Source organism: Bradyrhizobium sp. Mp19, assembly GCF_029952935.1.
GTDB classification, from domain to species: Bacteria; Pseudomonadota; Alphaproteobacteria; order Rhizobiales; family Xanthobacteraceae; genus Bradyrhizobium; species Bradyrhizobium elkanii.
Genome location: NZ_JASAUT010000005.1, coordinates 286,930 through 312,048, shown reverse-complemented (window position 1 = coordinate 312,048; position 25,119 = coordinate 286,930). Strand labels below are relative to the sequence as shown.

Genomic DNA, 25,119 nt, shown 5'->3' with positions numbered 1-25,119 from the left:
CGCATCTCGCGGATGTGGAGAGAGCCCGGCCGTTCGCCCTCCGAGGCTCGCTCCGCTCGCGCCTCAGGGTGACGGGGATAGGTTTGCGCCGCCGGACTGTGACTAGCGAAACTTGCGCTCCCGCGCGGCGATCAGTTCGCCTCGCGGGGCGCTGAAGCGGCAGGTCTCGTGCTGCGGCCGGAAGCCGAGCCGGCGATAGATCTTCAGCGCCGGAGCGTTGCGGCTCGATACGTTGAGCCAGCAGGGGTGCTCGACCGAGACGTCGTGTGCAGCCAGCACGCGATAGACCAGCAACTGGCCGAGCCCGCGTCCCTGCCGCACCGGATCGACGGCGACCGACTCGATCCACATCGAGTTCCGCTCCGGCTCGGTCAGGCAGAAGCCCGACATCTGTCCATCCTCCGACGCGATCCAGACTTCGCTCTCGGTCAGGACCTGCGCCATCTCCTCCGGCGAATACAGGCGGAAGGCGGCGTCCGAGGCATAGGCGGCATTGTGGATGCGCGCGACCTCGCCCGCGCAGGCGGTGACGTCGCTGACCTGCTCGATGGTGGCGCGCGCGGCCGCGAGCGTGCGCGCCGGCTGCAGCGGCTCGACGCACTTCATCCCGATCTCGGACTCGACATGAACAAAGCGGAAGGCAGCCACGAAGGCCATTCCGGCCGGCCAGTCGCTGCTCACCAGCGTCTGTACGGCGAGATTGGAATCGGTGTCGATCGCAAGCACGTGGTCGAACAGTGCGAGGCCAATCCGGTGGCGCCGCATCTCGGGCGCCACGACGATCTTGAGGAACCGGGAATGATGCGCGCCCTGGTCGCGCAACGACGATTCGGCGAGGCCGCAGAGCACGCCATTGCGCTCGGCAACGCGAAAGTCGCGCCCGCCGCGGTTCTGCGGCAGCTTCAGGAACTGATCCCATTGCGGCAGCGTGACAGGGCCTAGCCGCGGTTCCACCGCGGCTGCCTTTGCGTAAAGTTCGACCACCGCTTCCGCATCAGCCTCTCGAAGCGGCCGGATGGTGATGCCGTCATCCATGAGTCGAGAGTTTACCCGATATCGAGCCGATAGACATCCTTTGCCGTCTTCAAGAACAACGCCGTCTTTTCGGCTTCGCTATATTGTGATGCAAGCCGTTTAAAGGTGTTGAAGATGACCTGGTAGCTGCATTGCCCCTTATCAGGTGGGAAGTTGCTCTCGAACATGCAACGGTCCGGACCGAACGCCTCGATGCAGGTCTCGATATAAGGCCGCCAGGCGGCGGCGAGTTCCTCCGACGAGGGCGGCCTGGGGCGGAGGTGGAAGTCGTAACCGAGCAGGCACATCGCCAGCCCGCCGAGCTTAACGACGACATTCGGGCATTGGGCGATCTCCTGGATCGACGCCTTCCAGACCGGAAATGTCTCCGCGCGCTTGCCGGCGAAGCGGCCGGTGCCGACCGGGCCGCCGCAATGGTCGAGCACGATCCTGGTATCGGGAAAGGCGCGAGCGAGGTCGGTCAACTCACCGATCTGCGGGTGAAACAACCAGGCATCGAAGCTGAGGCCGAGCGGTGCCAGGCAGGCGAACCCCCTACGAAAGGTGGAGTCCAGCAGAATACCCTTCGGCCGGTTCGCGTACATATGCGCGACGTTGGGGTCCTCGTCCCAGGCCGAGGAGTGGCGGATGCCGCGGAACCGGCCGTTGCCGGCGGCAATCTCCGCCTCCAGCACCGCCTTGGCCTGATCGCCAATCAGAAGGTTAACGTGGCTGACGATGCCGGCGCAGATCGCCGCCTTGCCGTAGCCGCCGCTCGCCGCCATCGCCGCGACGCCGTTGGCGAACTCGACCTCGCCGACCGGGCGGAACGCCTCCGGGCCGTCGGCGCGGTACATCGACCGGCAATCGACATAGACGGTGGCCACGATGTTGTGGCCGGACGCGATGTCGTCGCGCATCTCCTCGATCAGATAGCGAAGCCCGCCGCGATCCCAGAGATGGTGATGCGGATCGACGATCGGCCGGGCCGGATCGATGATCTCTTCAGTGTATTGGGCGAGCCAGTCTTCGCGCGGGTTGGCATAGAGCCCGCTGGCGGAGGAGGGCAGAGTGCTGGCCATGGATGATGCTCCCTGTTCTTGCTCTTGTCGGCCGCCGATACGATGTCGGCTGTGGGGAGGATAACGAGCCGCGGCGGAGCGCGTCAAACCCGAGCCTCTGCCTGACCTCTGCCTGAGGAAGCATGCGTATGTCTGCGCGTACCGGTCATCCCGACCGCATTGCCGGTCGCGACCATGTCATCGACTGAGCTTGCCTCGCCGACGCCGGCGATGCCTGCTCGGCGCGCCAGGTGATGATGACCGAGGCGATGACGAGAAGCGCTCCAAACAACATCATGACGGAAAACGGCTCGCCCAGAATCAGCGTGCCGAGCAGCACGGCGATGATCGGGTTGACGAAGATGTAGGTCGAGACCATGAACATCGACACATTGTCGAGCAGCCAGCGAAAGGCCGTGAAGCCGATGACGCTGCCGGCGATGGCGAGATAGATCACGGCCGCGAGCGAGGGCGCCGAAACGTCGCGCGGCGAGAAGCCTTCCAGTTCACCGGACGCAACACTGATCGCAAACAGGACCGCGCCGCCGATCGACAGCTGCATGCCTGACGACAATGTTGGCGAGCCATGATCCGAGGTCCGACGCGACAGCACCGTGCCCACCGCCCAGGAGAACGCCGCAGCGAGCAGCAGCAGAATGGGGAGGATGCTGAAATGGCCCTGTCCGGCCGATTGCCAGCCCACGATTGCAACACCTGCAAGGCCGGGCAGCAATGCGGCCAGCGTCATGGTCGCGGGACGCCGGGTTTGCGGATGCAGGAAATCGACGAGCAACACCCAGAACGGAATCGTGGCCAGCATGATCGCGGCGATGCCGGACGGAACCGATTGCTGGGCATAAGCGAGAACACCATGGCAGCCGACGAAGAACAGCACGCCGCAGAGCGCTGCGGTCAGCCAGTTCCACCGCGAAACGCGCGTGACGTCCGCCCCGTTCAGAGCGATCAGGATCAGGCCGCCGCCGAGCGAGCGAAGGCCCATCAGCAGGAACGGCGGGATCGACTTCAAACCGAGCGCGATCGCGAAGTAGGTGGAACCCCAAAGCAGATAGATGGCGGCGAACGCGCCGACAATCAAAAGGCGCTTGGACATGCGAGGCTCCCGAGCTAGATTCTAACCCCTTAATGGGTTGTCAAATCCAACCCATTAAGGGGTTATGCGTTCCAGAGGAGTTGCTGGACCATGTCGCGTGTTCCTTCGCCTGAGGCGTCGTCCCGGGAAGAGCTCAGCATCAAGTTCGTCAATACCGTCGCATGGCGTCTCCGCGACCTGGTTGAGGACCGGATCGCGACCTCGGACTCCATCCTGAAATGGCTGGTCGATGCCGAACTGGCGGACCGCCGGGTCGCCGCGCAGCTCAGGGCGCGATGGAAATCCTCACCGCGCGAGGCCGATACCTTTCTGAATGCCGCGCATGGCCTGCGCGAGGCGCTCTACCAGTTATTTGTTGCTCGCATCGGGGGTGGCCGGGCCGATCCGACGGCGGTGGCCGATCTCAACCGGTCTCTCGGAACTGGATCGGGTGGTGTTGCGCTCGGAACCGTCGGCGACACCCTGCGGTGGCTGCCGACCACCGGGAGGGTCACGCCCGACGCGCTGTTGAAGCCGATTGCGTGGTCGGCGGTGAGCCTTCTGACCGGTCCCCGTGCTGAGCGGGTGAAGCAGTGCCAGGACGAGCGGGGCTGCGGCTGGTTGTTCGTCGACGAGAGCCGTGCCCAGAACCGGCGGTGGTGCTCGATGGGCGATTGCGGCAATCTCGCCAAATCGCGCCGGCATTACCAGCGCAGCCAAGCGGCGGAAGAATGACGACGTGAGCCTCACACCCCGTCGAGGATGATCACCGTCGGCTTCGCCGGCAGGGTGTCGCGCGAGATCCGCAGGGTGCGCTCGCCGCCGCGGCGATCGATCTCGAACTGCTGGCCGATCAGGCGCATGAACTCGTCGAGCGGGGTAGCGAAGCGGTGCATCGGCAGCACGACGGCGGCGCGCAATCGCCTGGTGATCTCGGAGATGCCGTCGAGCGACATCGTATAGGTGCCGTCGATCGGCACCATCACGATGTCGAGCCGGCCGATCGCGGCGAAATGGCTGTCGTCGAGCTTGACGTGGAGGTGGCCGAGATGGCCGATGCAGAGGCCGGCGACCTCGAAGATGAAGATCGAATTGCCGTCCTTGATCATCTCGCCGCCGGAGTCTTCGCCCCAGTAGCGGCGGATGTCGGTGGTGACGTTGCGGATATAGACGTCGCCGATGCGCTCAGCGTAGTGCGCGGCCTGGCCGTTCTCTCCCCAGCCATGCAGCACGTGGGGAATCTTGGGATCGGGAAACAGCGTGTAATGGGTCGCGTGAGCCCGGTTCATGGTCGCGACGTCGGGCAGCCGCCCGGTCCGATAGACGCCGTTATAGTCGGTCGCGATCCGGACGCCGCCCGGCGTGTCGATGTAATAGGTCGAATGGCCGGCATAGGTGATTGCGACCTCGTCGGCTTTGGCTGCGACGCGCCGGTAGTTCACCGGGACGGCGCGCGGCGGCGCATTGGCCATCGCCAGGCATTCGCTGCGCTGGGCGTCCTGCGCGAAGGCGTGGCTGGTGAACGTTCCCAGCAAGACGAGCGCGGCGAGCAATCTCAGCATGACTGTTCCGTCTGCGGCGGCATCCGCGGACGATAAGACTAGCGCGCAATTGGCGCGCCGTCATGATGAGGCCCGTGCATCGCTCCATGGCGCGGGCTGCAATACGAGCCGGCGATTATTGCGTCGGGACACGCTAGGATGCCGCGCAAACCGAGATCAGGGAGTTCTGCGTGACTGATAACGTCTCATCGCAGCGCGCGCCTTCGACCAAACGGTTCGAGCCGTTACGGCAGGTCGACGCCGGTGTGCTCAGCATCGCCTATTACGAAGCGGGCCCATCCGATGGGCCGGCCGTGATGCTGATGCACGGCTTCCCCTACGACATCCACTCCTATGTGGACGTCGCGCCCCTGCTGGCGGCGCAGGGCTGTCGGGTCATCGTGCCCTATCTGCGCGGCTACGGACCGACGGCGTTCCGCGACAAGTCAACGCCGCGCTCGGGCGAGCAGGCGGCGGTCGGCGCCGACATGATGGCGCTGATGGACGCGCTCGGCATCGAGCGCGCGGTGTTCGCCGGCTATGACTGGGGCGGCCGCGCCGCATCGATCGGTGCGGCGCTGTGGCCGGAAAGATGCATCGGACTCGCCTGCACCAACGGCTACATGATCCAGGACATCGCGCATGCAATGGTGCCGGCGCCGCCGGATCGCGAGGTGGCGCTGTGGTATCAGTACTACTTCCAGCTCGAGCGAGGGCGGGCGGGGCTCGCCGCCAACCGGCGCGGCATCGCCAAGATCCTGTGGACGCAATGGTCGCCGAGCTGGGCGTTCGATGACGCCTGCTTCGAGCGGACTGCGGTCGCGTTCGACAATCCTGATTATGTCGACGTGGTGATCCACAGTTATCGGCACCGCTACGGCGTTGTCGATGGGGATCCGCAATATGTGGATTTGCAGCGGCGGTTGGCCGCGCTGCCGGTGATCACGGTCCCCACCATCACGCTCGACGGCGGCGATGACGGGGTTACAGCTGCCGGCGACGGCAGCGCCAGCGCGGCTAAATACACGGCCCGCCGGGCCTATCGCGTGATCCCGGGCGCCGGCCACAATCTGCCGCAGGAAGCGCCGGAGGCGTTTGCCGCGGCGGTGATGGAGCTGGTGAAGGGTTAAATCTTACGCGCGCCGCGGGCTGATCTTCCAGGCGATGGCAAGCGTCAGCAGCGTCAGAATGCCGCTGACCAGCGCGGCCGTCGGGATTGTCAGGGCCAGCGCCGCGGTTGCGGCCCAGCCGATCGAGGAGAAGGCTTCCGCGAAAGTGGCGATGCGGGAGGAGGTCTGACGCCGGCGGAATTGGCTGCGCTTGGCCTGCGCGCGGAACCAGAGCTGGACGGCGGCGGCGGATGCGGTCGCGATGATGATCGCGATCGCCGTGACCGCGGCCTGCCCTGGCGAGGCAAACGCCAGCGCGGCCACCAGCGGGGCGAAGACCACGGCGATTGCGAACAGGACCACCTCGACCTTGGCGCGGGTCACGCGTGACGGCGGCAGCGGCGCGGTCGCCACCAGATCGGGCGCGTCCTCGCCGGAGATGGTCAGCCAGGCGAGCCCGCCGGCGAGTTGGCCTGCGGCCATAACGATGACAGGCGTAATCAGCACGATCGCGGTCGATGTGCCGGAGAAGCTGCGCCACAGCATCAGCGCCGGCGGCAGCAGATAGAGCATCTGCATCAGGCTCTGCGACAGCAGCCACGGATCGCGGCGCAGCAGCAAGAATTCCTTGCGCCGCAGCGCCTGCTGCCGCGAGCCCGCCCGGAACGCGCGGGCGCGTCCCCGCGTCACCGCAGCCGGATTGGCGGCGACGCTGGCGACCGTATCGGCAAACCGCGGTGCGAATATCGCCATCACGCCGCCGAGCATCACCAGCGCCGCGGCGAGCAGCAGCATCATGATTTCGAGCTCGCCGAGCGATGCCCGTGCCGGCCACCAGAGCAGGCTGTCGGGGGCGGGGGCGATTCGTGCCGCGGTTTCCGAGGTCAGAAAGGCAAAGCGCGACAGCGTGCCATAGGACAGCACGGCCACGACCTGCAGCGCGATGACGAAGCCCGCACCGATCACGGCGGAGACGACCTGCGCCACCAGCCGCGTCCGGCTCGGCCCGATCAGGCGGAACAGGAACGCGGTGACGGCGATCGCGGTGGCTGCCGCCGACAGCCCGATCGCAAGGACGACGCCGAAGCCGGCGAGCCAGCGCGGGCCGCCGAGATAGACCAGCACGTCGATGAACGGCGTCGACAGCAAGAGCGCCATGCTGCTCACCGTCAGCGCGATCGCGGCGATCCGGATCGAGAAGATGTTGGTGAGTTTTGCCGGTGACGACATGATCAAATCGAGATCGGCGCGGGCGTAAAACACGCGCGTCACCGACTCGATCGCCTGCGAGAGCATCAGCGCCCAGGCCAGGAAGATCGTCGCGGTCAGCACGATCAGCGACGACGGGTCGAGCGGAAACCGCAGGTCGGCATAGCGGCTGACCACGGCATAAGCCGGCAGATGCAGGATCGCCGCGAAGATCAAGAGGCCGATCACGGCGCGATTGCGCCGGCGCCGGCCGCCGGTCATCATCGCCAGCCATTCGCGCCACGCCAGGCGGAATTCGTGGCGCGCGAACCAGGTGAGGTGGGCGACCGAGCTCACGCGGCCGCCGCTTCGGTGTCGACCAGCGCGATGAACATATCCTCGAGGGTGGTGTCGTTGCGGCCGTTCTGCTCGCGCAGCTCGGCCAGCGTGCCCTCGGCGATCAGCCGGCCGGCCGCGATCACGCCGATCCGGTCGGCCATCCGCTCGGCGACTTCGAGAATGTGGGTCGTCATGATCACGGTGCAGCCGGCGCGGACGCGCTCCTGCAGCAGCCCCTTGACGTGACGCGCCGACAGCGCGTCGAGGCCGGTCAGCGGTTCATCGAGAATGATCAGGCGGGGATCGTGCACCAGCGCGCCGGCGAGCGCCACCTTCTGGCGCATGCCCTTGGAGAAGCCTTCGCAGCGCTCGTTGAGATGCGGCTCGAGCCCGAGCGACATCAGGAGATCGCGCGCCGAACTCTCCGAGGTGCGCGGATCGATGCCCCAGAGGCCGGCGACGAATTCGAGATATTCCAGCGGCGTCAGCTTGTCGTAGATCATCGGCTCGTCGGACACCCAGGCCATGACCTGCTTGGCGGCGACCGGATCGGCGAGCGCGTCGTTGCCGAGGATCGACACCGAGCCGGCATCGGGCCGCAACAGCCCCGCCACCATGCGCAGCGTCGTGGTCTTGCCGGCGCCGTTCGGCCCGAGCAGTGCATAGAATTCGCCGACACGGATCGTGAGATCGAGCGCGTCGACCGCCGGGCGGTCAAAACGCTTGGTTAACTCTCGCACGGCGAGTGCGGACAGTTCAGGTGTCATGGCGTGGTGGCGATCCGGAATTTCGCTCGTCGGTTGCGCAAAGCTTGGACAAAAACCGTTTCGGTGCAGTGAATCGCACGGGGCAAATCAAAGGTGATATCCGTATTAGTCCGTGCTGCGGCAAATCTCCGCAAATGTGATGATACAGCGACATCAGCGGTTTGTTGACAGGGATCGGGCCTTTTGGCTCAATCGGGGGGACATAGGCGGCTTTCAGCGCTCCAGACACAAGGGCGTGAAGGCGGGATGCAACGAGCGATCGGATAAGAATCGCCGGGCATCGGGGAGGGAACGATGCTGGACTTTGTTCAGCAGCTCGTCAGCGGCATCGCGCTCGGCTGCGTTTACGGCCTGATCGCGCTCGGCTTCGTGCTGGTCTACAAGGCAACCGAGGTCGTCAATTTCGCGCAAGGCGATTTGATGATGCTGGGCGGCTTTTTTGCCTTCACCTTCATCGGCATGCTCGGGCTGAATTACTGGGTCGGGTTCGCCGGCGCGGTGATCTGCATGGCGCTGTTCGGCATGCTGGCCGAGCGGCTCGTGGTGCGGCCGATCCTCGGCTATCCACAGTTCTCCATCATCATGGCGACGATCGGGCTCGGCTATTTCCTGCGCTCGATCTCCGGCATGATCTGGGGCACCGACGACTTCAAGATCGAAACGCCGTTCAGCCAGGGCGTCCTGCGGATCGGCAGCCTGGTGCTAGCCTACGACAAGCTGTCGGTGATCGCGGCGACCATCATCCTGTGCGCGCTGCTCTATCTGTTCTTCAACCGCACCACGCTCGGCACCGCGATGCGCGCCAGCTCCGAGAACATGCTGGCTGCCTATTACATGGGCATTCCGGTCAAGCGTGTGGTCTCGATCGTCTGGGCGATCTCGGCCGCGGTCGCGACCTGCGCCGGCGTGCTGCTGGCGCCGATCACCTTCATTCATTCCAATGTCGGCCTGGTGCTGGGGTTGAAGGCGTTTCCGGCCGCGGTGCTCGGCGGCTTCGGCTCGATCCCGGGCGCCGTGGTCGGCGGCGTCCTGATCGGCGTGATCGAGAGCATGGCCGGCTTCTATTTGCCGCAGGGATGGAAGGACGTCGCGCCCTACATCGTGCTGCTCGCGGTGCTGCTGCTCAAGCCCGAGGGCCTGTTCGGCCTTCATGTTCGCAAGAAAGTCTGAGGAGCAACACATGCGGTTTCTCTTCAAGACCGATTACGAAGACGACATCAAGCTGTTCCCGCATTCGGGCTACATCTATTCCTACGGCCTGTTGCTGGCGGTGCTGCTGATCGCGCCCTACGTGCTCTCAAGCTATCTGATGAGCCAGCTGGTCTTCGTCTGCATCTACGCGACCGTCGGCGTCGGGCTCCTGATCCTGACCGGCTTCACCGGACAGGCCTCGCTCGGCCATGCCGCGTTTCTGGCGATCGGCGCCTACACCGCGGCCTATCTGCAGCAGTTCAATGTGCCGTTCCCGGTCTACTTCCTCGCTGCGGGGCTGTTGACCGGCGTGGTTGGCGCGCTGGTCGGATTTCCGGCGCTGCGGCTGCAGGGCATCTATCTGGTGATCGCGACGATCTCCTTTGCGTTCATCGTCGAGGAGATCCTGGCGCGCTGGGAAAGCGTCACCAACGGCAATGAGGGCATGCGGGTCAAGACCATGCAGCTGCTCGGCACCACGGTGTCGCGCGATGGCCCGACCTTCTATTATCTCTGCCTTGCGGTGCTGGTGCTGACCATCGTCGGCACGCTCAATCTGCTGCGCTCGCCGACCGGGCGCGCCTTCGTCGCGATCCGCGACAGCGAGACCGCGGCGCGCAGCATGGGCATCAATGTCGCGCTCTACAAGGTGAAGTCGTTCGCGATCTCGGCGGCGATCACCGGCTTTGCCGGCGTGCTGTTCGCGCACAAGCTGTCCTTCATCTCGCCCGAGATGTTCACGCTGCAGCTCTCGATCGAGTTCATCATCGTGATCCTGATCGGCGGCACGTTCAGCCTGCACGGCGCGGTGCTGGGCGCGATCTTCCTGGTCATGATCGATCCGTTCCTGACCTATCTGAAGGACGACATGCCCGGCGTGATCGGCGGCGTTGCGGCGACCCTCGGCGCCGGCACCGAGCGCGCGGGCCACATCCAGGACGCGGTCGCAGCCTTCGCCTCCGCCAACGGACTGAAGGGTGCGATCTACGGCATCATCATCGTGCTGTTCGTGCTGTTTGAGCCGCTCGGACTCTACGGCCGCTGGCTCAAGATCAAGCTCTTCTTCCAGCTGTTCCCGCTCTACAAGCGCGCGACCTTCAAGCGGCAGAAGATCTACGTGAAATCGGAGCGGAACAGATGAGCTATTTCCGCGCCGAGAACCTGTCGCTGCATTTCGGGGGCCTCAAGGCGGTCGATGCGGTCAGCTTCGCGGTCGAGAAGGGCGAGATCCTCTCGATCATCGGGCCCAACGGCGCCGGCAAGAGCTCGATCTTCAACCTGATCTCGCGGATCTACCCGCCGACCTCCGGCAAGATCTTCTTCGAGGATCAGGACATCACCCAGGAGCCGGCCTACGACATCGCGAAACTCGGCATCGCCCGCACCTTCCAGAACATCGAGCTGTTTGAGAACGCGACCGTGCTGAGCAATCTCCTGGTCGGCCGCCATCGCCATTCCAGCACCCGGCTGTGGCAGGAACTGCTGTTCCTACCGAGCGTTCGCGCCGGCGAGAAGGCGCATCGCCGCCGCGTCGAGCAGGTGATCGAATTCCTCGATCTCGAGCCCTACCGCGACAAGCTGATCTCGGGACTGCCTTACGGTGTGCGCAAGGTGATCGAGCTGGCGCGGGCGCTGTGCTCGGAGCCGAAGCTGATCCTGCTCGACGAGCCGTCGTCAGGCCTCAATGTCGAGGAAACCGACGACATGTCGTTCTGGATCCGCGACATGAAGAGCGAGCTCGGCATCACCGTGCTGATGGTCGAGCACGACATGACGCTGGTCAACCGCGTCTCCGACCGCGTCATCGCGCTGAACTACGGCCGCGTGCTGGCGATGGGCTCGCCGTCCGAGGTGCAGCACCATCCCGACGTCGTCGCAGCGTATCTCGGCGCATGAGGATGATGCCATGAGCACAGCGGACATCATCCTGAAGCTCTCCAACATCGAAAGCTATTACGGGCCGATCATGGCGATCCGCGGCATCAGCCTCGAGGTGCCGCGCGGCCAGATCGTGACGCTGCTCGGCGCCAACGGCGCCGGCAAGACCACGGTCCTGAAGACGATCTCCGGCATCCTCGACCCGCAGAAGGGCTCGATCGAATTCCTCGGCAAGCCGATCCAGCGCATGGAGGCCGACCGGATCGTGCGGCTCGGGCTGAGCCACGTGCCGGAGGGGCGCGAGGTGTTTCCGTTCCTGTCGGTGCGCGAAAACCTGATGATGGGCGCCTATCTGCGCAAGGACCGCGACGGTGTGGCGCAGGACCTCGAGCGCGTCTACGGCTATTTTCCACGATTGAGGGAGCGGCTCGGCCAGCCGGCCGGGCAGCTTTCGGGCGGCGAGCAGCAGATGCTGGCGATCGGGCGGGCGCTGATGAACCGGCCGACGCTGTTGCTGCTCGATGAGCCGTCGCTCGGGCTGTCGCCGATTCTGGTGAAGGAGATCTTCACCATCATCCGCCGCGTCAATGAGGAGCAGGGCATGTCGATCCTGCTGGTCGAGCAGAATGCCAAGATCGCGCTGGAGACGGCGCATTACGGCTATGTGCTGGAGATCGGCCGCGTCGTCATGAACGATACCTGCGAGCGGCTGATGAATTCACCCGATATCCAGGAGTTCTATCTCGGCGCCAAGGAAGCCGGCGCGCGGGGCGAGCGGCGCTGGAAAAAGAAGAAGACGTGGCGTTGAGAAGGACTTGGCGCTGAAAATTGGCGCCGAGGAAGGTTTGGCACTGAAACAGGGTTGCAGCTAGATTTCAGGCCTGTTTCGCCAACAAGACCGGCACCAAGGGCCGGCGGGCGAGACGGGCGGCGGAGGAGGGAGCGCGCATGGCAGGACCAGCGGTGCTGACGGTTGCCGACACGATCGCGAGGAGCTTTCTGCTCGCGGTTCAGACGCGTGGCGACAGGCCCGCGATCCGCGAGAAGAAGTTCGGCATCTGGCAACCGACCAGCTGGCGCGAATGGCTGCAGATTTCCAAGGACATCGCCTTCGGCCTGCATGCGACCGGCTTTCGCCCCGGCGACGTTGGCTCAATCATCGCCAACGCGGTGCCGGAATGGGTCTATGCCGACATGGGCATCCTGTGCGCCGGCGGCGTCTCGTCCGGCATCTATCCGACCGATTCGGCGGCGCAGGTCGAATACCTCATCAATGATTCCCGCACGCGGGTGATCTTTGTCGAGGACGAGGAGCAGCTCGACAAGGTGCTGACCTGCCGCTCGCGCTGTCCGACGCTGGAGAAGATCGTCGTGTTCGACATGGAGGGCCTCTCCGGCTTCTCCGATCCGATGGTGCTATCGCTTGCCGAATTCACCGCGCTCGGCCGCAACCATGCCCAGGGCAACGATGCCTTGTGGGACGAGATGACTGGCAGCCGCACCGCCTCCGACCTCGCGATCCTGGTCTACACCTCCGGCACCACGGGCCCGCCCAAGGGCGCGATGCACTCCAATCGCAGCGTGACGCACCAGATGCGCCACGCCAACGATCTCTACCCCTCGACCGACAGCGAGGAGCGGCTGGTGTTCCTGCCGCTCTGCCATGTCGCCGAGCGGGTCGGCGGCTATTACATCTCGCTCGCGCTGGGGTCGGTGATGAATTTCGCCGAGAGCCCGGAGACGGTGCCGGACAATCTGCGCGAGGTGCAGCCGACTGCGTTCCTCGCGGTGCCCCGGATCTGGGAGAAGTTCTATTCCGGCATCACCATCGCGCTGAAGGATGCGACCCCGTTCCAGAACTGGATGTACGCCCGTGCGCTCGCGATCGGTAACCGGATGACCGAGTGCCGGCTGCAGGGCGAGACGCCGCCCTTGTCGCTGCGGCTCGCCAACCGCGCGGCCTATTGGCTGGTGTTCCGCAACATCCGCCGCATGCTCGGGCTCGACCGCTGCCGGATCGCATTGACCGGCGCCGCGCCGATCTCGCCGGATCTGATCCGCTGGTATCTCGCGCTCGGCATCGACATGCGCGAGGTCTACGGCCAGACCGAGAATTGCGGCGTCGCGACCATGATGCCGGCGGACCGCATCAAGCTCGGCTCGGTCGGCAAGGCCGCGCCCTGGGGCGAGGTGATGATCTGCCCGAAGGGCGAGATCCTGATCAAGGGCGACTTCCTGTTCATGGGCTATCTCAACCAGCCGGAGAGGACCGCCGAGACGATCGACGCCAGAGGCTGGCTGCACACCGGTGACGTCGGCACGATCGACAATGAAGGCTATGTCAAGATCACCGACCGGATGAAGGACATCATCATCACCTCCGGCGGCAAGAACATCACGCCGTCCGAGATCGAAAACCAGCTCAAATTCTCGCCCTATGTCTCGGACGCGGTCGTGATCGGCGACAAGCGGCCGTATCTCACCTGCCTGATCATGATCGACCAGGAGAATGTCGAGAAGTACGCCCAGGATCACGACATCCCCTTCACCAATTACGCGAGCCTGTGCCGCGCCCGCGAAATCCAGGATCTGATCCAGCGCGAGGTCGAGGCGGTCAACGTGAAGTTCGCGCGCGTCGAGACCGTCAAGAAATTCTATCTGATCGAGCGCCAGCTCACGCCCGAGGACGAGGAGCTGACGCCGACCATGAAGCTGAAGCGCAGCTTCGTGAACAAGCGCTACGCCGCCGAGATCGACGCCATGTATGGCGAGCGGGCGGTGGCATAGCCGAAGAGAAGGAAATTGGCGAAGGAGCGAGCCGGCCCGACCCTTCGCTCAACATGGGCCATTGTTAAGGAGGAGACTGCAATGTCGAAATCGCTGAAGGCGCTGGGCCTTGCGGTGAGCGCGCTGGCGCTGACCTGTCTGCCGGCCGCAGCCCAGACCAAGGTCACCAATGAAGGCATATCGCCGACCGAGATCGTGATCGGAACGCATCAGGACTTGTCCGGGCCGATCAAGGTCTGGGGCGTTCCGGTGTCCAACGGCATGAAGATGGCGGTCGAGGAGATCAACGCCGGCGGCGGCATCAACGGCCGCAAGATCAAGATGATCCTGGAGGATAACGGCTACGATCCGAAGAAGGCGGTGCTGGCTTCGCAGAAGATGGTCGAGCGCGACAAGGTGTTCGCGATGATCGGCCCGATGGGCTCGCCGACCGTGCTCGCCGCGCAGGACGTCCTGTTCGATGCCGGCGTGCTGCAGCTGTTCCCGCTGACGGCTGCTGAATTCACCTTCAAGTTCGATCCCGCCAAGCCGCAGGAGCGGCTGAAGTTCAACAACCTCCTGCCCTATGTCGAGAGCACGCGCGCCGCGCTCAAATACATGATGGAGTGGAAGAACTTCAAGAAGCCCTGCATCATGCATCAGGATGACGAGTACGGCAAAAACGTGCTCGACGGCTTCACCCAGCAGCTCGGCGCGATGAAGGTGCAGCCGGCCTCGGTCACGAGCTACAAGCGCGGCGCCTCCGACTTCTCGGCGCAGGTCGCCAAGATGAAGGCCGACGGCTGCGACCTCGTCGTGCTCGGCACCGTGATCCGCGAGACCATCGGCGCGATGAACGAAGCCAAGAAGCTCGGCTGGGACGTGACCTTCCTCGGCGCCACCCCGACCAACGTGCTCGAAGTGCCGGCGCTCGGCAAGGAAGCCGTCGAAGGGCTCTATGCGGCGTCGGGCTTCGAGATCCCTTACGAGGACACGGCCAAGGGCAAGGTGAAGGACTGGCTGGTGAACTACAAGAAGATGTTCAACACCGACGCCAACACCCAGGCGATCATAGGCTACAACGCGGTGATGACCTTCGCCTTCTACGCGCAGAAGGCGGGCAAGGATCTCACCGGCCAGAAGATGCTGGACTCGCTGGAGTCAGGCGACAAATTCCTCGACATCTTCAGCTCGCCGCCGACCAAGTTCTCCAAGACGGATCATCTCGCCAACACCATCACCCAGGTGCAGCAGGTCAAGGGCGGCCGCTGGGTGCTGGTGAAGGATAATCTGATGTTCTGAGCGGACCCTCGGGTCGTTCCGGGATGGTGCGTGAGCACCAGACCCGGAACCTCGAGCTTCCGGGTTCGATGCTCCGCATCGCCCCGGAATGACGCAGTCAGTTCAGCCGCGCCGGCGCCACGCGGCCTCGGCGACGAGCGGGGCATCGACATAGCGGCTGACGCCATCCTGGTCGATCACGAAGGTCGGCCGAAAACTCCTGATGTCGGTATCCTCGATCATCGCCATGCGGCGGTTGTCGAGCGTCAGCCAGCGGCCGTCGAGCCGCGCCGCGACCACCGCATGGTCCTCGCCGCCGACGAGGTCATGCAGGACGACGATCCGCAAATCTTCCGGCGCGACGCCGGCCTTGCGCAGCGCCACCAATTTCGCGATCGCATAGTCCTCGCAATCGCCGCTGCCGCGGGCGAACGTGGCGAGCGGCGTCGCCCAGACGTCGGCCTCGCCATAGGCCACAAGATCGCTGCCCGGACGGATCGCAAGGTTGATCGCGCGGTTGATCTCGCCAAGACGGGCGCGACCCTGACGCGCCCGTCCGGCATCGACGATCGCCAGGAATCGCAGCGCCGCCGGTGACGCACAGCCGGCGCGGTCGCTCTCGCAGGCTGCCAGTTGCTCCAATTCGTCGGCGAGCTGGCGCTGCACGCCGAGCCATTTGTCGTGCAGGCCGCCGTCGGCAAGCAGGCTGGTCGTCAGGCCGAACGGCTCGGTCGACTTTCTGATCAGCGTCGCCGGGCCGGGCGAGAGCAGCGAAGCGGCATTTAGCTCGGCAACCGGCGCGGCTAGCGCCAGGCCAAAGCCCAGCATGATGGCGCGCAGCGCAAGCGGGCGAAGCGAGAATCTCATCTGACACCCCCTGTCCGCTCATCGGTGGGTGGATATTGCACCGCGCACGCGACCGGATCGTTTCATGCCGGGCAGCATGGCGAACGATCCCTTCGAATCGACTTAAGATGTGGGGAATCAGGGGAAGAGGCTAAAGGGCGCCTGCTTGGGGTCCCGAAAACTTTACCGGTTTGTGAAAGGAAGCGACGAACCTTTTTCCACTGCTTTGCAACTCATCCTTGCCTTCTGGTTAACCCGGCCGGTCCGCGCACGGGACCGCTGTGATTTGTAAGCTAAGTCACAGCTTTGGCCGGGAAATTGGGGTCAAATGCCCGCTCTGGGCTGTGGGGAAATAGAGGCAAGTACAGAAATGCCAATCAATACCACGAATACGTGGCTCAGTACGTATTTTGGCTTAAATCCCACCTTATGGTACCGTCAGGCGAATCGGAACTACTCGACTCTTCACAGCGTGAGCCAAGTCACATCCAGTCAAACCGCACCACAGGACCACCTTGCGCAAGCACAGAGTGGTTTCGCCAAGCTTTATCCGATGATATGCAGGCATAATCATTCGGATATTTTAACAATATTAACTCTCGTGCGGTGATCCGCAGTGAACTTTGTCGAGAAATTCGACGGCCTGTTGCCGAACACGGACGCTTATGCCCGTGGATACGTGCACGTCGACAGTGTCTCCACGCATGCTCCGCCCGGCGCGATCATCGTCGACGACGGGCAATTGCTGTTCACCGGCGACTTCAAGCGGACCGGGCTCGATCTCGTCATCGCGAAGGACGATCGGGAACTCGTCCTGCACGACTACTTCAAGGGCGAAAAGCGCGCGCCGCTGGCGTCGCCTGACGGCGCGCATCTCACGGGCGAACTCGTCAGCGCACTCACCGGCTATACCCAATATGCCCAGGCCGGCGGCGCGGCGGAGCCGGCCAAGGTCATCGGCCATGTTACCAAGCTGACCGGGAACGCCACGGCCATCCGCAATGGCGTCGCGATCGTCCTGAACCAGGGCGACAACGTCAACAAGGGTGACGTTGTGCAGTCCGGCGGCGACTCGACGCTCGGCATCACCTTCATCGACGGCACCGTGTTCGGTCTCGGCCCGAACGCGAAGATGGTGTTGAACGAGATGATCTACGACCCGAACGGGTCGAGCAATTCGTCGCTGATGAGTCTGGTCTCGGGCACGATCTCCTTCGTTGCCGGCGCGACCGCCAAGCACGGCGACATGAAGGTCGATACGCCGGTCGCGACCATGGGCATCCGCGGTACCGCGGTGCTGGTCGAGATCGATTTCGACGTGCAGGGCACCGGCGGCGTGCCGCCGGCCAAATTCCAGGTGCTGGTCGAACCCGATGGCACCACCGGCTCCTACATCCTGTTCGACAAGACGACGCTCAATCCGATCGCGACCGTCGATCAGGCCGGCACCCAGACCATCGTCAACGGCCAGGGCAGCGTCAGCTTCGTCTCGTCGGCTCAACTGTCGACCGATGCGCAGAAGCTCATCTCCGACGTCTTCGCGCTGAAGTTCACCGACAACAACAATCCTAACACCAAGCTCACGACGAACTTCACGGACAGCGTCGTGCCGGTGTCGACCAGCTTCAAGCTCACCAGCAGCGACAGTGGCGCGCCGATCATCATTCTGCTGACGTTCGTCAACACGACCGGACCTCAGGCCGGCGGCGCTCCCAACAGCAGGCTCGATCACATCCCGGGGCCGCCGCAAGTCGTGACCCAGGACGCGGTGTTTACCGAGCGGTCGGGGCTGACCCAGAGCGGACTGTTCGACACCGCGACGGGCCAGATCAAATGGCTGGACCTCAATGTCGGTGACACGCCGAGTGCGAAGGTCGACTATTCCGCGTTCAGCTACCGGGACGCCAACGGCAGCGACGTCACCTCATCGTTGACCGCTGCGCAGCTTGCGGCCATCAAGGCCGTCGAGATCCCCTTGCTGCTCGAGCCCAATCCGAACAACAAGAATGCCGGTTCGGCGACCTGGACCTACAACCTTGCCGACAGCGCGTTCGACTTCCTGGCCGCCGGGGAAACGCTGACGCTGACCTATGTCGCGCGCGTGGACAATAATTTCGCGCCGAACAACGAGACCACGTTCAAGACCTTCACGATCAAGATTACCGGCACCAACGACACGCCGGTGGTGACGTCCTCGGCGCAGGCCGGTTCGATCACCGAACTCGCCGCAACGACGAATTCCGCCCAGCCCGATACGGCGCACGGCACGCTGACATTTACCGATGCCGATCTGACCGACACGCATGCGGTCACCATCACCGGCGTCACCGAGGCCGGTGTCACCAGCGGACTTGCCGGCCATGCCACCGTGCTGAGCTGGCTGTCGCTGGGCGCGCTGACCGATTCGACCGATGGCGTGACGGGATCGCGCTCCTGGACGTTCTCGGCCGCCGACAGGAGCTTCGATTATCTCGCCGCCGGCGAGACGCTGACGCTGACCTACACGATCCAGATCGACGACCATCAGGGCGGCGTCGTCACGCTGCCGGTCACCATCACGATCGTCGGCACCGACGACAGGCCGGTGATCACCTCGCCGACCCAGGCGGCCGCCATCACTGAAGCCGAGGAGACGACCGGTTCGGTCGTGCCGGATACCGCATCCGGTACCGTGACCTTCGTCGATGTCGATCTCAGCGATACCCACAGCGTCACCGTGGCCGGCGTCACCGAAACGGGCGTGACCACGGGGCTTCCCGATCAGGCAACGATACTGGGCTGGATGTCGCTCGGCACGCTGACGGATTCGACCGGCGGCGTAACCGGATCGCGCGCCTGGACTTTCTCGGCCGCCGACGGGAATTTCGACTATCTCGCCGTCGGCGAGACGTTGACGCTGACTTACCTGATCCAGGTCGACGACCACCACGGCGGTGTCGTGACCCAGCCCGTCACCATCACCATCACGGGCACCAACGACGTGCCAGTGGTCGCGGCCGACGTCTCCGGCAAAGCCGGCGTGCACGAGATTACCGAGCTTCCTGATACGACCGGCGACACCGTTGATTCTGACAGCGCAGTTGGTTCGCTGGCCTTCACCGATGTCGATCTGAGTGATCGTCATACGGTCAGCTATTCCGCACCGAGCTTCGGCTGGTCGGATGCTGGCCAGCAGCTGACCTTGACCGCGGATCAGCGGGACGCGTTGACGGCGGCGAGCCACCTTACCCTGACGCTCAGCGACAGCACAGGCAGCGGTCATGGCGCGGTGGACTTCAATTATAGCGCCGTCGATGCAAGCTTCGATTTCCTCGCTCTGGGCGAGACGCTAACGGTCACCTACGACCTCACGGTCACCGACAACAACCACGTGTCCTCGATCCAGCCGGTGACGATCACGATCATCGGGTCCAACGACGCGCCGACGCTCGCCAATGTCAATGCCGGTACGCTCACCGATACCGCGGCCGACGACAGCTTCGGGCCGCTCACCGGCACGCTGCATGGCAACGATGTCGATCACGGCGAGACCGCGACGCTGACCTATGCGGCCGTGAACAATGACGTCCCGACCCTGGACGTCGCGATCAAGGGCCTGTACGGCTCGCTCACCGTCCATGCCGACGGTACCTACACCTATGTTCCGGATGCGATCGCGATCAATGCGCTCGCCAAAGGCACCTATGCCGACATCTTCGATATCGAGACCGTCGATGTGCATGGCGCCGTCGGCGCAGCACAACTGACAATCGACGTTGTAGGGGCAAACGATGCGCCCGTGACGACGGACGACGTGGCCACGACTTTCGGGAGCACCGGCAGCGTCACGGGCAACCTGCTCAGCAACGACAGCGATGCCGAACACGATACGCTCTCGATTGCCGGCGTCGGGCACGATGCGGCGGTGGACCATCAGTTCATGGTCGATGGCCTTTATGGCGAGCTGGTCGTCGATCCGGTGACCGGCGCTTATACCTACACGCTGGGGGTCACGGCCGCGCAGATTGCGGCGGTCGCTGCCCTGCCTCACGGCACCAGTGCGGTGGACCAGTTCACCTATACGGCCTTTGACGGCGCGCTCGGAACTGCCGGGCATCTGACGGTGACGGTCAATGGCGACGACGCGCCCGTGATCCAGACCGACAATATCGGCGTGCTGCACAATTCCGACGGGACCGACACGATTACTGGCCTGACGGTGACGGATGCCGATGCAGGCGCCGATGAGATTTTCAACCTGACAGCGGCGACTGATGGCAAGAGCAGCAGTACGGTCACACCCTCGTCCCACGCGGGCGACCTGGCCGGTATCAATTCCACGCTCTCAGCGGGCCTTACCTATGATCCGGGCGAATTCGCGCCCTCCACCGATATGGTTACGCTTACAGTGGCCGACCGGTACGGCGCGACCGACAAGGTCAATCTGATCTTCAACGTCCAACAGGATCGGCCCGAGCCCGTGATGCTGACCGGGACAGGCGACAAGGACATATTCTTTGGGTCGGACTATCAGGACAAGTTCGTGTTTGCGCCGAACTTCAACCACGACACGATCCTGAACTTCACGCCAGGCGAGGACCAGATCGACCTGTCCACAGTCGTCTCGGCAAGCACCTTCAGTACCTGGTTCGATCAGCATGTTGCGACATCGCCGACGAATTCGGCGGATACGCTGATCACGGTCGACGGCGCAGACACGATCACATTGCACAATGTCGCCAAGGCGAGCCTGTCCCAGAACGACTTCATTATTCATTTTACGTGACGGACGCGCGGCCGTGCCGCCGCGGGTCTGGTCCGGCTGATTGTGCACTGCGTGCTTGCTCGATTGGAACAATCCTGCGCGCGTGATATCCAGATGGCATGAAACGGCTGAAGGCGATACGCAGGTGGTTCGCACGGCGCTTCGGCTATGCGCGGCTGGTCTGCGTGGCGCTGTTGATCGGCATTGCCGCGCTGCGGATCGTGGATCCGGCTCCGGTCCAGGAGCTTCGCGTCAGGACGTTTGACACATTCCAGGCGCTGCAACCGCGCCAGAAGACCGCGCGGCCCGTCACCATCGTCGACATCGACGAGAAGAGCCTCGCCGATCCCCGGCTCGGACAGTGGCCGTGGCCACGGACGCGGCTCGCCGACATCGTCACCAATCTCACCCGGCTCGGCGCCGTGGTGATCGCGTTCGACGCGGTGTTCTCCGAGCCGGACCGTCTCAACCCCGATATCGCCGCCGATACCTTCAGCAGCCTCGATGAGGAGATGCGCGCCAGGCTGCGGCAGCTGCCGAGCAACGACAGCATCATGGCCGAAGCCATCAAGAACTCGCGCGTGGTGCTCGGCGAATCCGGCGGGCCCAACGTGCGCGCCGACCTCAACGAAAAGCTTCCGGTCACCGGACTTGCGATGCTCGGCGAGGAGCCGCAGCCTTTCATGTTCATGTTTCCGGGGTTGCTGCGCAACGTGCCGGTGCTCGAGGAGGCGGCTGCCGGGCGCGGCCTGTTCACGATCAGGCCGGAGCGCGACGGCATCGTCAGGCGCGTGCCGATGATCATGGTGGCGCAGGGCATCACCATGCCGTCGCTGAGCTTCGAGATGCTGCGGGTGGCGAGCGGCTCGGGCACGATCCTGATCAAGGCCGACAAGGCCGGTATCAAGAGCCTGGGTCTCAAGGGCTTTGCGATCCCGACCGATCTCCACGGCCAACTCTGGATCCACTACGCTCGCCGCGATCCCTCGATCTATGTCTCGGCCGTCGATGTGCTGGACGGGCGCGTCTCACCGGACCGAATTGCCGGCAAGCTGATCGTGATCGGCACCTCGGCGATCGGGCTGAACGACATCAAGACGACGCCGGTGACGCCGGCGATGCCCGGTGTCGAGGTTCATGCCCAGGTGCTGGAGAGCGCGCTGACCGGCGATGTCGTTTCGCAACCGAATTACGGCATCGGCATCGAGTTCTTCGCCGCGCTGATCATGGGGCTCCTTGTCATCGCCTTCGCGCCGAAGTTCGGTCCGATCACGCTGGTCGCCGTCGGCGGGATGTTCGCCTCCGTGCTGATCGGCACGTCCTGGTATTTCTATTCCCAGCACCGGCTGCTGATCGACTTCACCTATCCGCTGATGTCGACCACGGCGATCTATCTCACGCTGATCTTCTCCGCCTTCGTGCGCGAGCAGCAGCAGCGCCGACAGATCAGGTCGCAATTCGTGCAGTACATGTCGCCCGCGCTGGTCGAGCAGCTGGCGCAGTCGCCGGAGCGGCTGGTGCTCGGCGGCGAGGAACGCGAGATGACCATCATGTTCTCGGACATGCGCGGTTTCACCTCGATCTCGGAAACCTACAAGAGCAATCCGCAGGGCCTCACGGCGCTGATGAACCGCTTCCTTACCCCGCTTTCCAACGCGATCCTCGCCCGCAAGGGCACCATCGACAAATATATGGGCGACGCCATCATGGCGTTCTGGAATGCGCCGCTCGACGACAAGCAGCACCAGCTCAACGCCTGCGATGCGGCGCTCGACATGCTGGAGCGCGTCGACGACCTCAACCGTGAGCGCGAGCAGGAGGCGAAGGACGGTGGCCATGTCTATGTGCCGCTCAACATCGGTGTCGGTCTCAACACCGGCTCCTGCGTGGTCGGCAATATGGGCTCCGATGTGCGCTTCGACTATTCGGTGTTCGGCGACAGCGTCAATCTGGCCTCGCGGCTCGAGGGGCAGTCCAAGGAGTACGGCTTCCCGATCATCGTGGGATCGAAGACCGCGCTCGCGGTGAAGGAGAAGTTCGCGATCCTCGAGCTCGATTTCATCATGGTCAAGGGCAAGAAGGAGCCCGAGGTGATCTACGCGATTGCCGGCCGCGAGGATGTCGCGAACTCCGGCCGCTTCCAGCGGCTGCGCAACCTGACCATCGAGATGCTCGCCTGCTACCGCGGCCGCGATTGGGACGGCGCGCTCGCCGCGATCGAACGCGGCCGCAAGACCGACGAGGCGCAGACGCTGCAATATCTCTACCGACTCTACGAGGCGCGCATCCGCGCCTTCCAGAAGGAGCCGCCGCCGCAAGACTGGGACGGCGCGTTTGCGTTGACGACGAAATAGGCGTCACAAGCCCGATGTCGTCCCGGCGAAGGCCGGGACCCATAACCACAGATGGGTGTTGTTAGAAAGCCGTCTGGCCGCTTGCCTATTGCGCCGGCCGCGACATATGGGTCCCGGCCTTCGCCGGGACGACGGTCCAGAGATTTACTCCAGCCCAATCTGGGTCAGGTCCTGGAACCAGTGCTGCGCCTGCACGAAGGTTTTCACCTTCGGCGACAGCGCGTGCGGATTGGTATCGTGCACCACCCACACCAGCGCGGCATCGTCGACGATCAGCGCGTGCGCCTGCGCCAGCAGCTCGTCCTGCTTGGCGGTATCGAAGGTCTGCTTGGCCTCGTCGATCAGCGCATCGACCTTCGGGTTCTTGTAGCCGCCCCAGTTGACGCCGACCGGCGCCACTTGGCCGGAATGGAAGAACCGCACAATGGCGTAGAGCGGATCCGACGTGACATAGGCGATGTTGTTGGCGGTGATGCCGGCGTTCATCTCGTCCGCCGCGCCCTTGCGCCAGTGCGTATATAATGTCTCGAGCTCGACCACCTTGAAGTCGATGTCGATGCCGATCTCCTTGAAGCTCTGCTGCAGGAATTCGTTCATCGGCAGCGAGAGCATCTGCCCGGTGCCGCCCTGGGCGATGATGAAGGTCGCCTTCAGTGGCTTGTCCTTCGAATAGCCGGCTTCCTCCACCAGCTTCCTGGCGGCTGCGACGTCATATTTCAGTTCGAAGGCCGGCTTGCCGAACCACGGGCTCGACGGGTCGACCTGGCCCTTGGCGGGCTTGGCGAGGCCGTTCATCAGGCCGACCACCGCGTCGCGGTCGATCGCGAGGTTGAGCGCCTTGCGCAGGCGGATGTCGGTCCATGGCGAGCCCGGCAGCACGCTCAAGTGATAGTTCCAGACATGCGGTGTCACGTTGTCGACGATCCTCATGCCGGCGGCCTTGAGCTGCGGCACGGCGTCGGGCGCCGGCGTTTCGATCAGGTCGACCTGGCCGGCCAGCAGCGCGTTGGTGCGGGTCAGCGCTTCCGGCATCGGAATCAGGATCATCTTGTCGACCTTCGCAAGCCGCTTCTTGTCCCAATAGTCCGGGTTCTTCGTCAGCTCGGCGAGCTCGCGCGGCACCAGCTTGGTCAGCTTGAACGGACCGGTGCCGGAGGGCTGAGTGGCGAACTTGTCCCAGTCCTTGCCGAGCTTTTCATATTGCGCGGGGCTCGAGACCAGGAACCAGAGCATCTGATAGGGGAAGAAGGAGTCGACCGTCTTGGTGGTGATCTCGATGGTGAAATCGTCGATCTTGGCGTAGCTCGCGACCGAGGGCAGGCGGGTCTTGACCTGCGCGCTCTGCCGCTTGTCGAATTGAAGTGCCTTGTCGTTCAGCACCTTGTCGAGATTCCAGATCACCGCGTCGGCATTGAAGTCGCTGCCGTCGTGGAACTTGACGCCCTTGCGCAGCGCGAAGCGCCATTTGGTCTTGTCGTTGTCGTCGACCTTCCATTCGGTCGCAAGCCCGGGCACCAGTTTGCCCGGCCGGTCGGCAACGTCCATCTCCCAGGCCACCAGCGGATCGTAGATCGTGTAGGCGGTGAACTGATAGGCGCCGGCGCCGCGATCGGGCTGGCCGGTGGTCAGCGGGATGTCGGCCATCGAGATGCCGTAGCGCACAATGGACTCTGCTTGCGCGGATTTCCCCGGCCAGCACGCGGTCAGGGCAAGCGCCATTGCCGCCATCAGGATCGAATTGCGCGCACGCATATGAAGGCTCCGTTGGAAAGATGTGGGAGCCAAATCCTGCAAGCATGATGCCAGAATAGGCATCTTCGCTCCGTTCAGGCGCGAGGTGGGAAGAAATGACGCGCCCGGCGGTTATTTGCTGATGAACTATTCCCCTTGGCACAGGCATTGCATACGCTTGCCCAAGAAATAATCACCAAAACGTCACCAGACTCGAAG

At 64.0% G+C, this 25,119-nt stretch carries 18 protein-coding genes; 10 read left to right on the top strand and 8 right to left on the bottom strand.

Annotated features, from left to right (window positions below; genetic code table 11):
• Nucleotides 1-102 precede the first annotated feature (102 nt).
• The 3 genes from QJT82_RS09480 to QJT82_RS09470 form a co-directional block, all read right to left on the bottom strand.
• Nucleotides 103-1,035: a GNAT family N-acetyltransferase gene (locus tag QJT82_RS09480; RefSeq protein WP_051447731.1), complete on the bottom strand. Its 933-nt coding sequence runs from the start codon at nucleotides 1,033-1,035 to the stop codon at nucleotides 103-105.
• Nucleotides 1,036-1,046: 11 nt separating this feature from the next.
• Nucleotides 1,047-2,096, bottom strand: coding sequence for an amidohydrolase family protein (locus QJT82_RS09475; protein ID WP_035631026.1), 1,050 nt, complete (start codon nucleotides 2,094-2,096; stop codon nucleotides 1,047-1,049).
• A gap of 145 nt (nucleotides 2,097-2,241) precedes the next feature.
• The gene (locus tag QJT82_RS09470; protein WP_035631024.1) at nucleotides 2,242-3,186 is read right to left on the bottom strand and encodes an EamA family transporter; all 945 of its coding nucleotides are present in this window, start codon (nucleotides 3,184-3,186) and stop codon (nucleotides 2,242-2,244) included.
• A gap of 90 nt (nucleotides 3,187-3,276) precedes the next feature.
• On the opposite strand from QJT82_RS09470, the gene QJT82_RS09465 reads away from it, so the two are divergent.
• A complete protein-coding gene (locus QJT82_RS09465) occupies nucleotides 3,277-3,900 on the top strand; it encodes an ABATE domain-containing protein (RefSeq protein WP_028339162.1) in 624 nt (207 codons plus the stop codon).
• Between the two features lie 11 nt (nucleotides 3,901-3,911).
• Here QJT82_RS09465 and QJT82_RS09460 read toward each other — a convergent pair whose 3' ends face one another.
• Nucleotides 3,912-4,727 carry an MBL fold metallo-hydrolase gene (locus QJT82_RS09460; RefSeq protein ID WP_028339161.1) on the bottom strand — a complete coding sequence of 272 codons (816 nt, stop codon included), beginning with the start codon at nucleotides 4,725-4,727 and terminating at the stop codon, nucleotides 3,912-3,914.
• 170 nt (nucleotides 4,728-4,897) lie between these two features.
• On the opposite strand from QJT82_RS09460, the gene QJT82_RS09455 reads away from it, so the two are divergent.
• Nucleotides 4,898-5,836, top strand: coding sequence for an alpha/beta hydrolase (locus QJT82_RS09455; protein ID WP_028339160.1), 939 nt, complete (start codon nucleotides 4,898-4,900; stop codon nucleotides 5,834-5,836).
• A 3-nt stretch (nucleotides 5,837-5,839) separates the two neighbouring features.
• On the opposite strand, the gene QJT82_RS09450 is transcribed toward QJT82_RS09455, so the two are convergent.
• Both QJT82_RS09450 and QJT82_RS09445 read right to left on the bottom strand, forming a co-directional pair.
• The gene (locus tag QJT82_RS09450) at nucleotides 5,840-7,360 is read right to left on the bottom strand and encodes a hypothetical protein (RefSeq protein WP_028339159.1); all 1,521 of its coding nucleotides are present in this window, start codon (nucleotides 7,358-7,360) and stop codon (nucleotides 5,840-5,842) included.
• Nucleotides 7,357-8,109 (bottom strand): ABC transporter ATP-binding protein, encoded by a 753-nt coding sequence (locus tag QJT82_RS09445; RefSeq protein WP_028339158.1) that lies wholly within the window; start codon nucleotides 8,107-8,109, stop codon nucleotides 7,357-7,359. The genes QJT82_RS09450 and QJT82_RS09445 overlap by 4 nt, the downstream gene beginning before the upstream one ends.
• 294 nt (nucleotides 8,110-8,403) lie before the next feature.
• Between QJT82_RS09445 and QJT82_RS09440 the strand changes: the two genes are divergently transcribed.
• The 6 genes from QJT82_RS09440 to QJT82_RS09415 all read left to right on the top strand — a co-directional run bounded on the left by QJT82_RS09440 (nucleotide 8,404) and on the right by QJT82_RS09415 (nucleotide 15,246).
• Nucleotides 8,404-9,279, top strand: coding sequence for a branched-chain amino acid ABC transporter permease (locus tag QJT82_RS09440; protein ID WP_018269126.1), 876 nt, complete (start codon nucleotides 8,404-8,406; stop codon nucleotides 9,277-9,279).
• A 10-nt stretch (nucleotides 9,280-9,289) separates the two neighbouring features.
• The gene (locus QJT82_RS09435; protein ID WP_028339157.1) at nucleotides 9,290-10,441 is read left to right on the top strand and encodes a branched-chain amino acid ABC transporter permease; all 1,152 of its coding nucleotides are present in this window, start codon (nucleotides 9,290-9,292) and stop codon (nucleotides 10,439-10,441) included.
• Nucleotides 10,438-11,196: an ABC transporter ATP-binding protein gene (locus tag QJT82_RS09430; RefSeq protein ID WP_028339156.1), complete on the top strand. Its 759-nt coding sequence runs from the start codon at nucleotides 10,438-10,440 to the stop codon at nucleotides 11,194-11,196. Before QJT82_RS09435 ends, QJT82_RS09430 begins: the two co-directional genes overlap by 4 nt.
• Nucleotides 11,197-11,206: 10 nt before the next feature.
• Nucleotides 11,207-11,986, top strand: a complete 780-nt coding sequence (locus QJT82_RS09425; RefSeq protein ID WP_028339155.1) for an ABC transporter ATP-binding protein — start codon at nucleotides 11,207-11,209, stop codon at nucleotides 11,984-11,986.
• 140 nt (nucleotides 11,987-12,126) lie between these two features.
• Nucleotides 12,127-13,965, top strand: coding sequence for an AMP-dependent synthetase/ligase (locus tag QJT82_RS09420; RefSeq protein WP_028339154.1), 1,839 nt, complete (start codon nucleotides 12,127-12,129; stop codon nucleotides 13,963-13,965).
• A gap of 81 nt (nucleotides 13,966-14,046) precedes the next feature.
• Nucleotides 14,047-15,246: an ABC transporter substrate-binding protein gene (locus QJT82_RS09415; protein WP_016846826.1), complete on the top strand. Its 1,200-nt coding sequence runs from the start codon at nucleotides 14,047-14,049 to the stop codon at nucleotides 15,244-15,246.
• Between the two features lie 102 nt (nucleotides 15,247-15,348).
• On the opposite strand, the gene QJT82_RS09410 is transcribed toward QJT82_RS09415, so the two are convergent.
• Nucleotides 15,349-16,092, bottom strand: a complete 744-nt coding sequence (locus QJT82_RS09410; protein ID WP_028339153.1) for a transglutaminase-like cysteine peptidase — start codon at nucleotides 16,090-16,092, stop codon at nucleotides 15,349-15,351.
• A 595-nt stretch (nucleotides 16,093-16,687) separates the two neighbouring features.
• On the opposite strand from QJT82_RS09410, the gene QJT82_RS09405 reads away from it, so the two are divergent.
• Both QJT82_RS09405 and QJT82_RS09400 read left to right on the top strand, forming a co-directional pair.
• A complete protein-coding gene (locus tag QJT82_RS09405; RefSeq protein WP_028339152.1) occupies nucleotides 16,688-20,836 on the top strand; it encodes a VCBS domain-containing protein in 4,149 nt (1,382 codons plus the stop codon).
• A gap of 98 nt (nucleotides 20,837-20,934) precedes the next feature.
• The gene (locus tag QJT82_RS09400; RefSeq protein ID WP_028339151.1) at nucleotides 20,935-23,169 is read left to right on the top strand and encodes an adenylate/guanylate cyclase domain-containing protein; all 2,235 of its coding nucleotides are present in this window, start codon (nucleotides 20,935-20,937) and stop codon (nucleotides 23,167-23,169) included.
• 144 nt (nucleotides 23,170-23,313) lie between these two features.
• Here QJT82_RS09400 and QJT82_RS09395 read toward each other — a convergent pair whose 3' ends face one another.
• Complete coding sequence (locus QJT82_RS09395; RefSeq protein WP_028339150.1) at nucleotides 23,314-24,921, bottom strand: ABC transporter substrate-binding protein; 1,608 nt, start codon at nucleotides 24,919-24,921, stop codon at nucleotides 23,314-23,316.
• Nucleotides 24,922-25,119 lie beyond the last annotated feature (198 nt).

Bases quoted from the DNA above. Each gene is read 5' to 3' on its own strand.
- QJT82_RS09480 (WP_051447731.1), bottom strand. From the start codon at position 1,035: ATGGATGACGGCATCACCATCCGGCCGCTTCGAGAGGCTGATGCGGAA.
- QJT82_RS09475 (WP_035631026.1), bottom strand. From the start codon at position 2,096: ATGGCCAGCACTCTGCCCTCCTCCGCCAGCGGGCTCTATGCCAACCCG.
- QJT82_RS09470 (WP_035631024.1), bottom strand. From the start codon at position 3,186: ATGTCCAAGCGCCTTTTGATTGTCGGCGCGTTCGCCGCCATCTATCTG.
- QJT82_RS09465 (WP_028339162.1), top strand. From the start codon at position 3,277: ATGTCGCGTGTTCCTTCGCCTGAGGCGTCGTCCCGGGAAGAGCTCAGC.
- QJT82_RS09460 (WP_028339161.1), bottom strand. From the start codon at position 4,727: ATGCTGAGATTGCTCGCCGCGCTCGTCTTGCTGGGAACGTTCACCAGC.
- QJT82_RS09445 (WP_028339158.1), bottom strand. From the start codon at position 8,109: ATGACACCTGAACTGTCCGCACTCGCCGTGCGAGAGTTAACCAAGCGT.
- QJT82_RS09440 (WP_018269126.1), top strand. From the start codon at position 8,404: ATGCTGGACTTTGTTCAGCAGCTCGTCAGCGGCATCGCGCTCGGCTGC.
- QJT82_RS09435 (WP_028339157.1), top strand. From the start codon at position 9,290: ATGCGGTTTCTCTTCAAGACCGATTACGAAGACGACATCAAGCTGTTC.
- QJT82_RS09430 (WP_028339156.1), top strand. From the start codon at position 10,438: ATGAGCTATTTCCGCGCCGAGAACCTGTCGCTGCATTTCGGGGGCCTC.
- QJT82_RS09425 (WP_028339155.1), top strand. From the start codon at position 11,207: ATGAGCACAGCGGACATCATCCTGAAGCTCTCCAACATCGAAAGCTAT.
- QJT82_RS09420 (WP_028339154.1), top strand. From the start codon at position 12,127: ATGGCAGGACCAGCGGTGCTGACGGTTGCCGACACGATCGCGAGGAGC.
- QJT82_RS09415 (WP_016846826.1), top strand. From the start codon at position 14,047: ATGTCGAAATCGCTGAAGGCGCTGGGCCTTGCGGTGAGCGCGCTGGCG.
- QJT82_RS09410 (WP_028339153.1), bottom strand. From the start codon at position 16,092: ATGAGATTCTCGCTTCGCCCGCTTGCGCTGCGCGCCATCATGCTGGGC.
- QJT82_RS09400 (WP_028339151.1), top strand. From the start codon at position 20,935: ATGAAACGGCTGAAGGCGATACGCAGGTGGTTCGCACGGCGCTTCGGC.
- QJT82_RS09395 (WP_028339150.1), bottom strand. From the start codon at position 24,921: ATGCGTGCGCGCAATTCGATCCTGATGGCGGCAATGGCGCTTGCCCTG.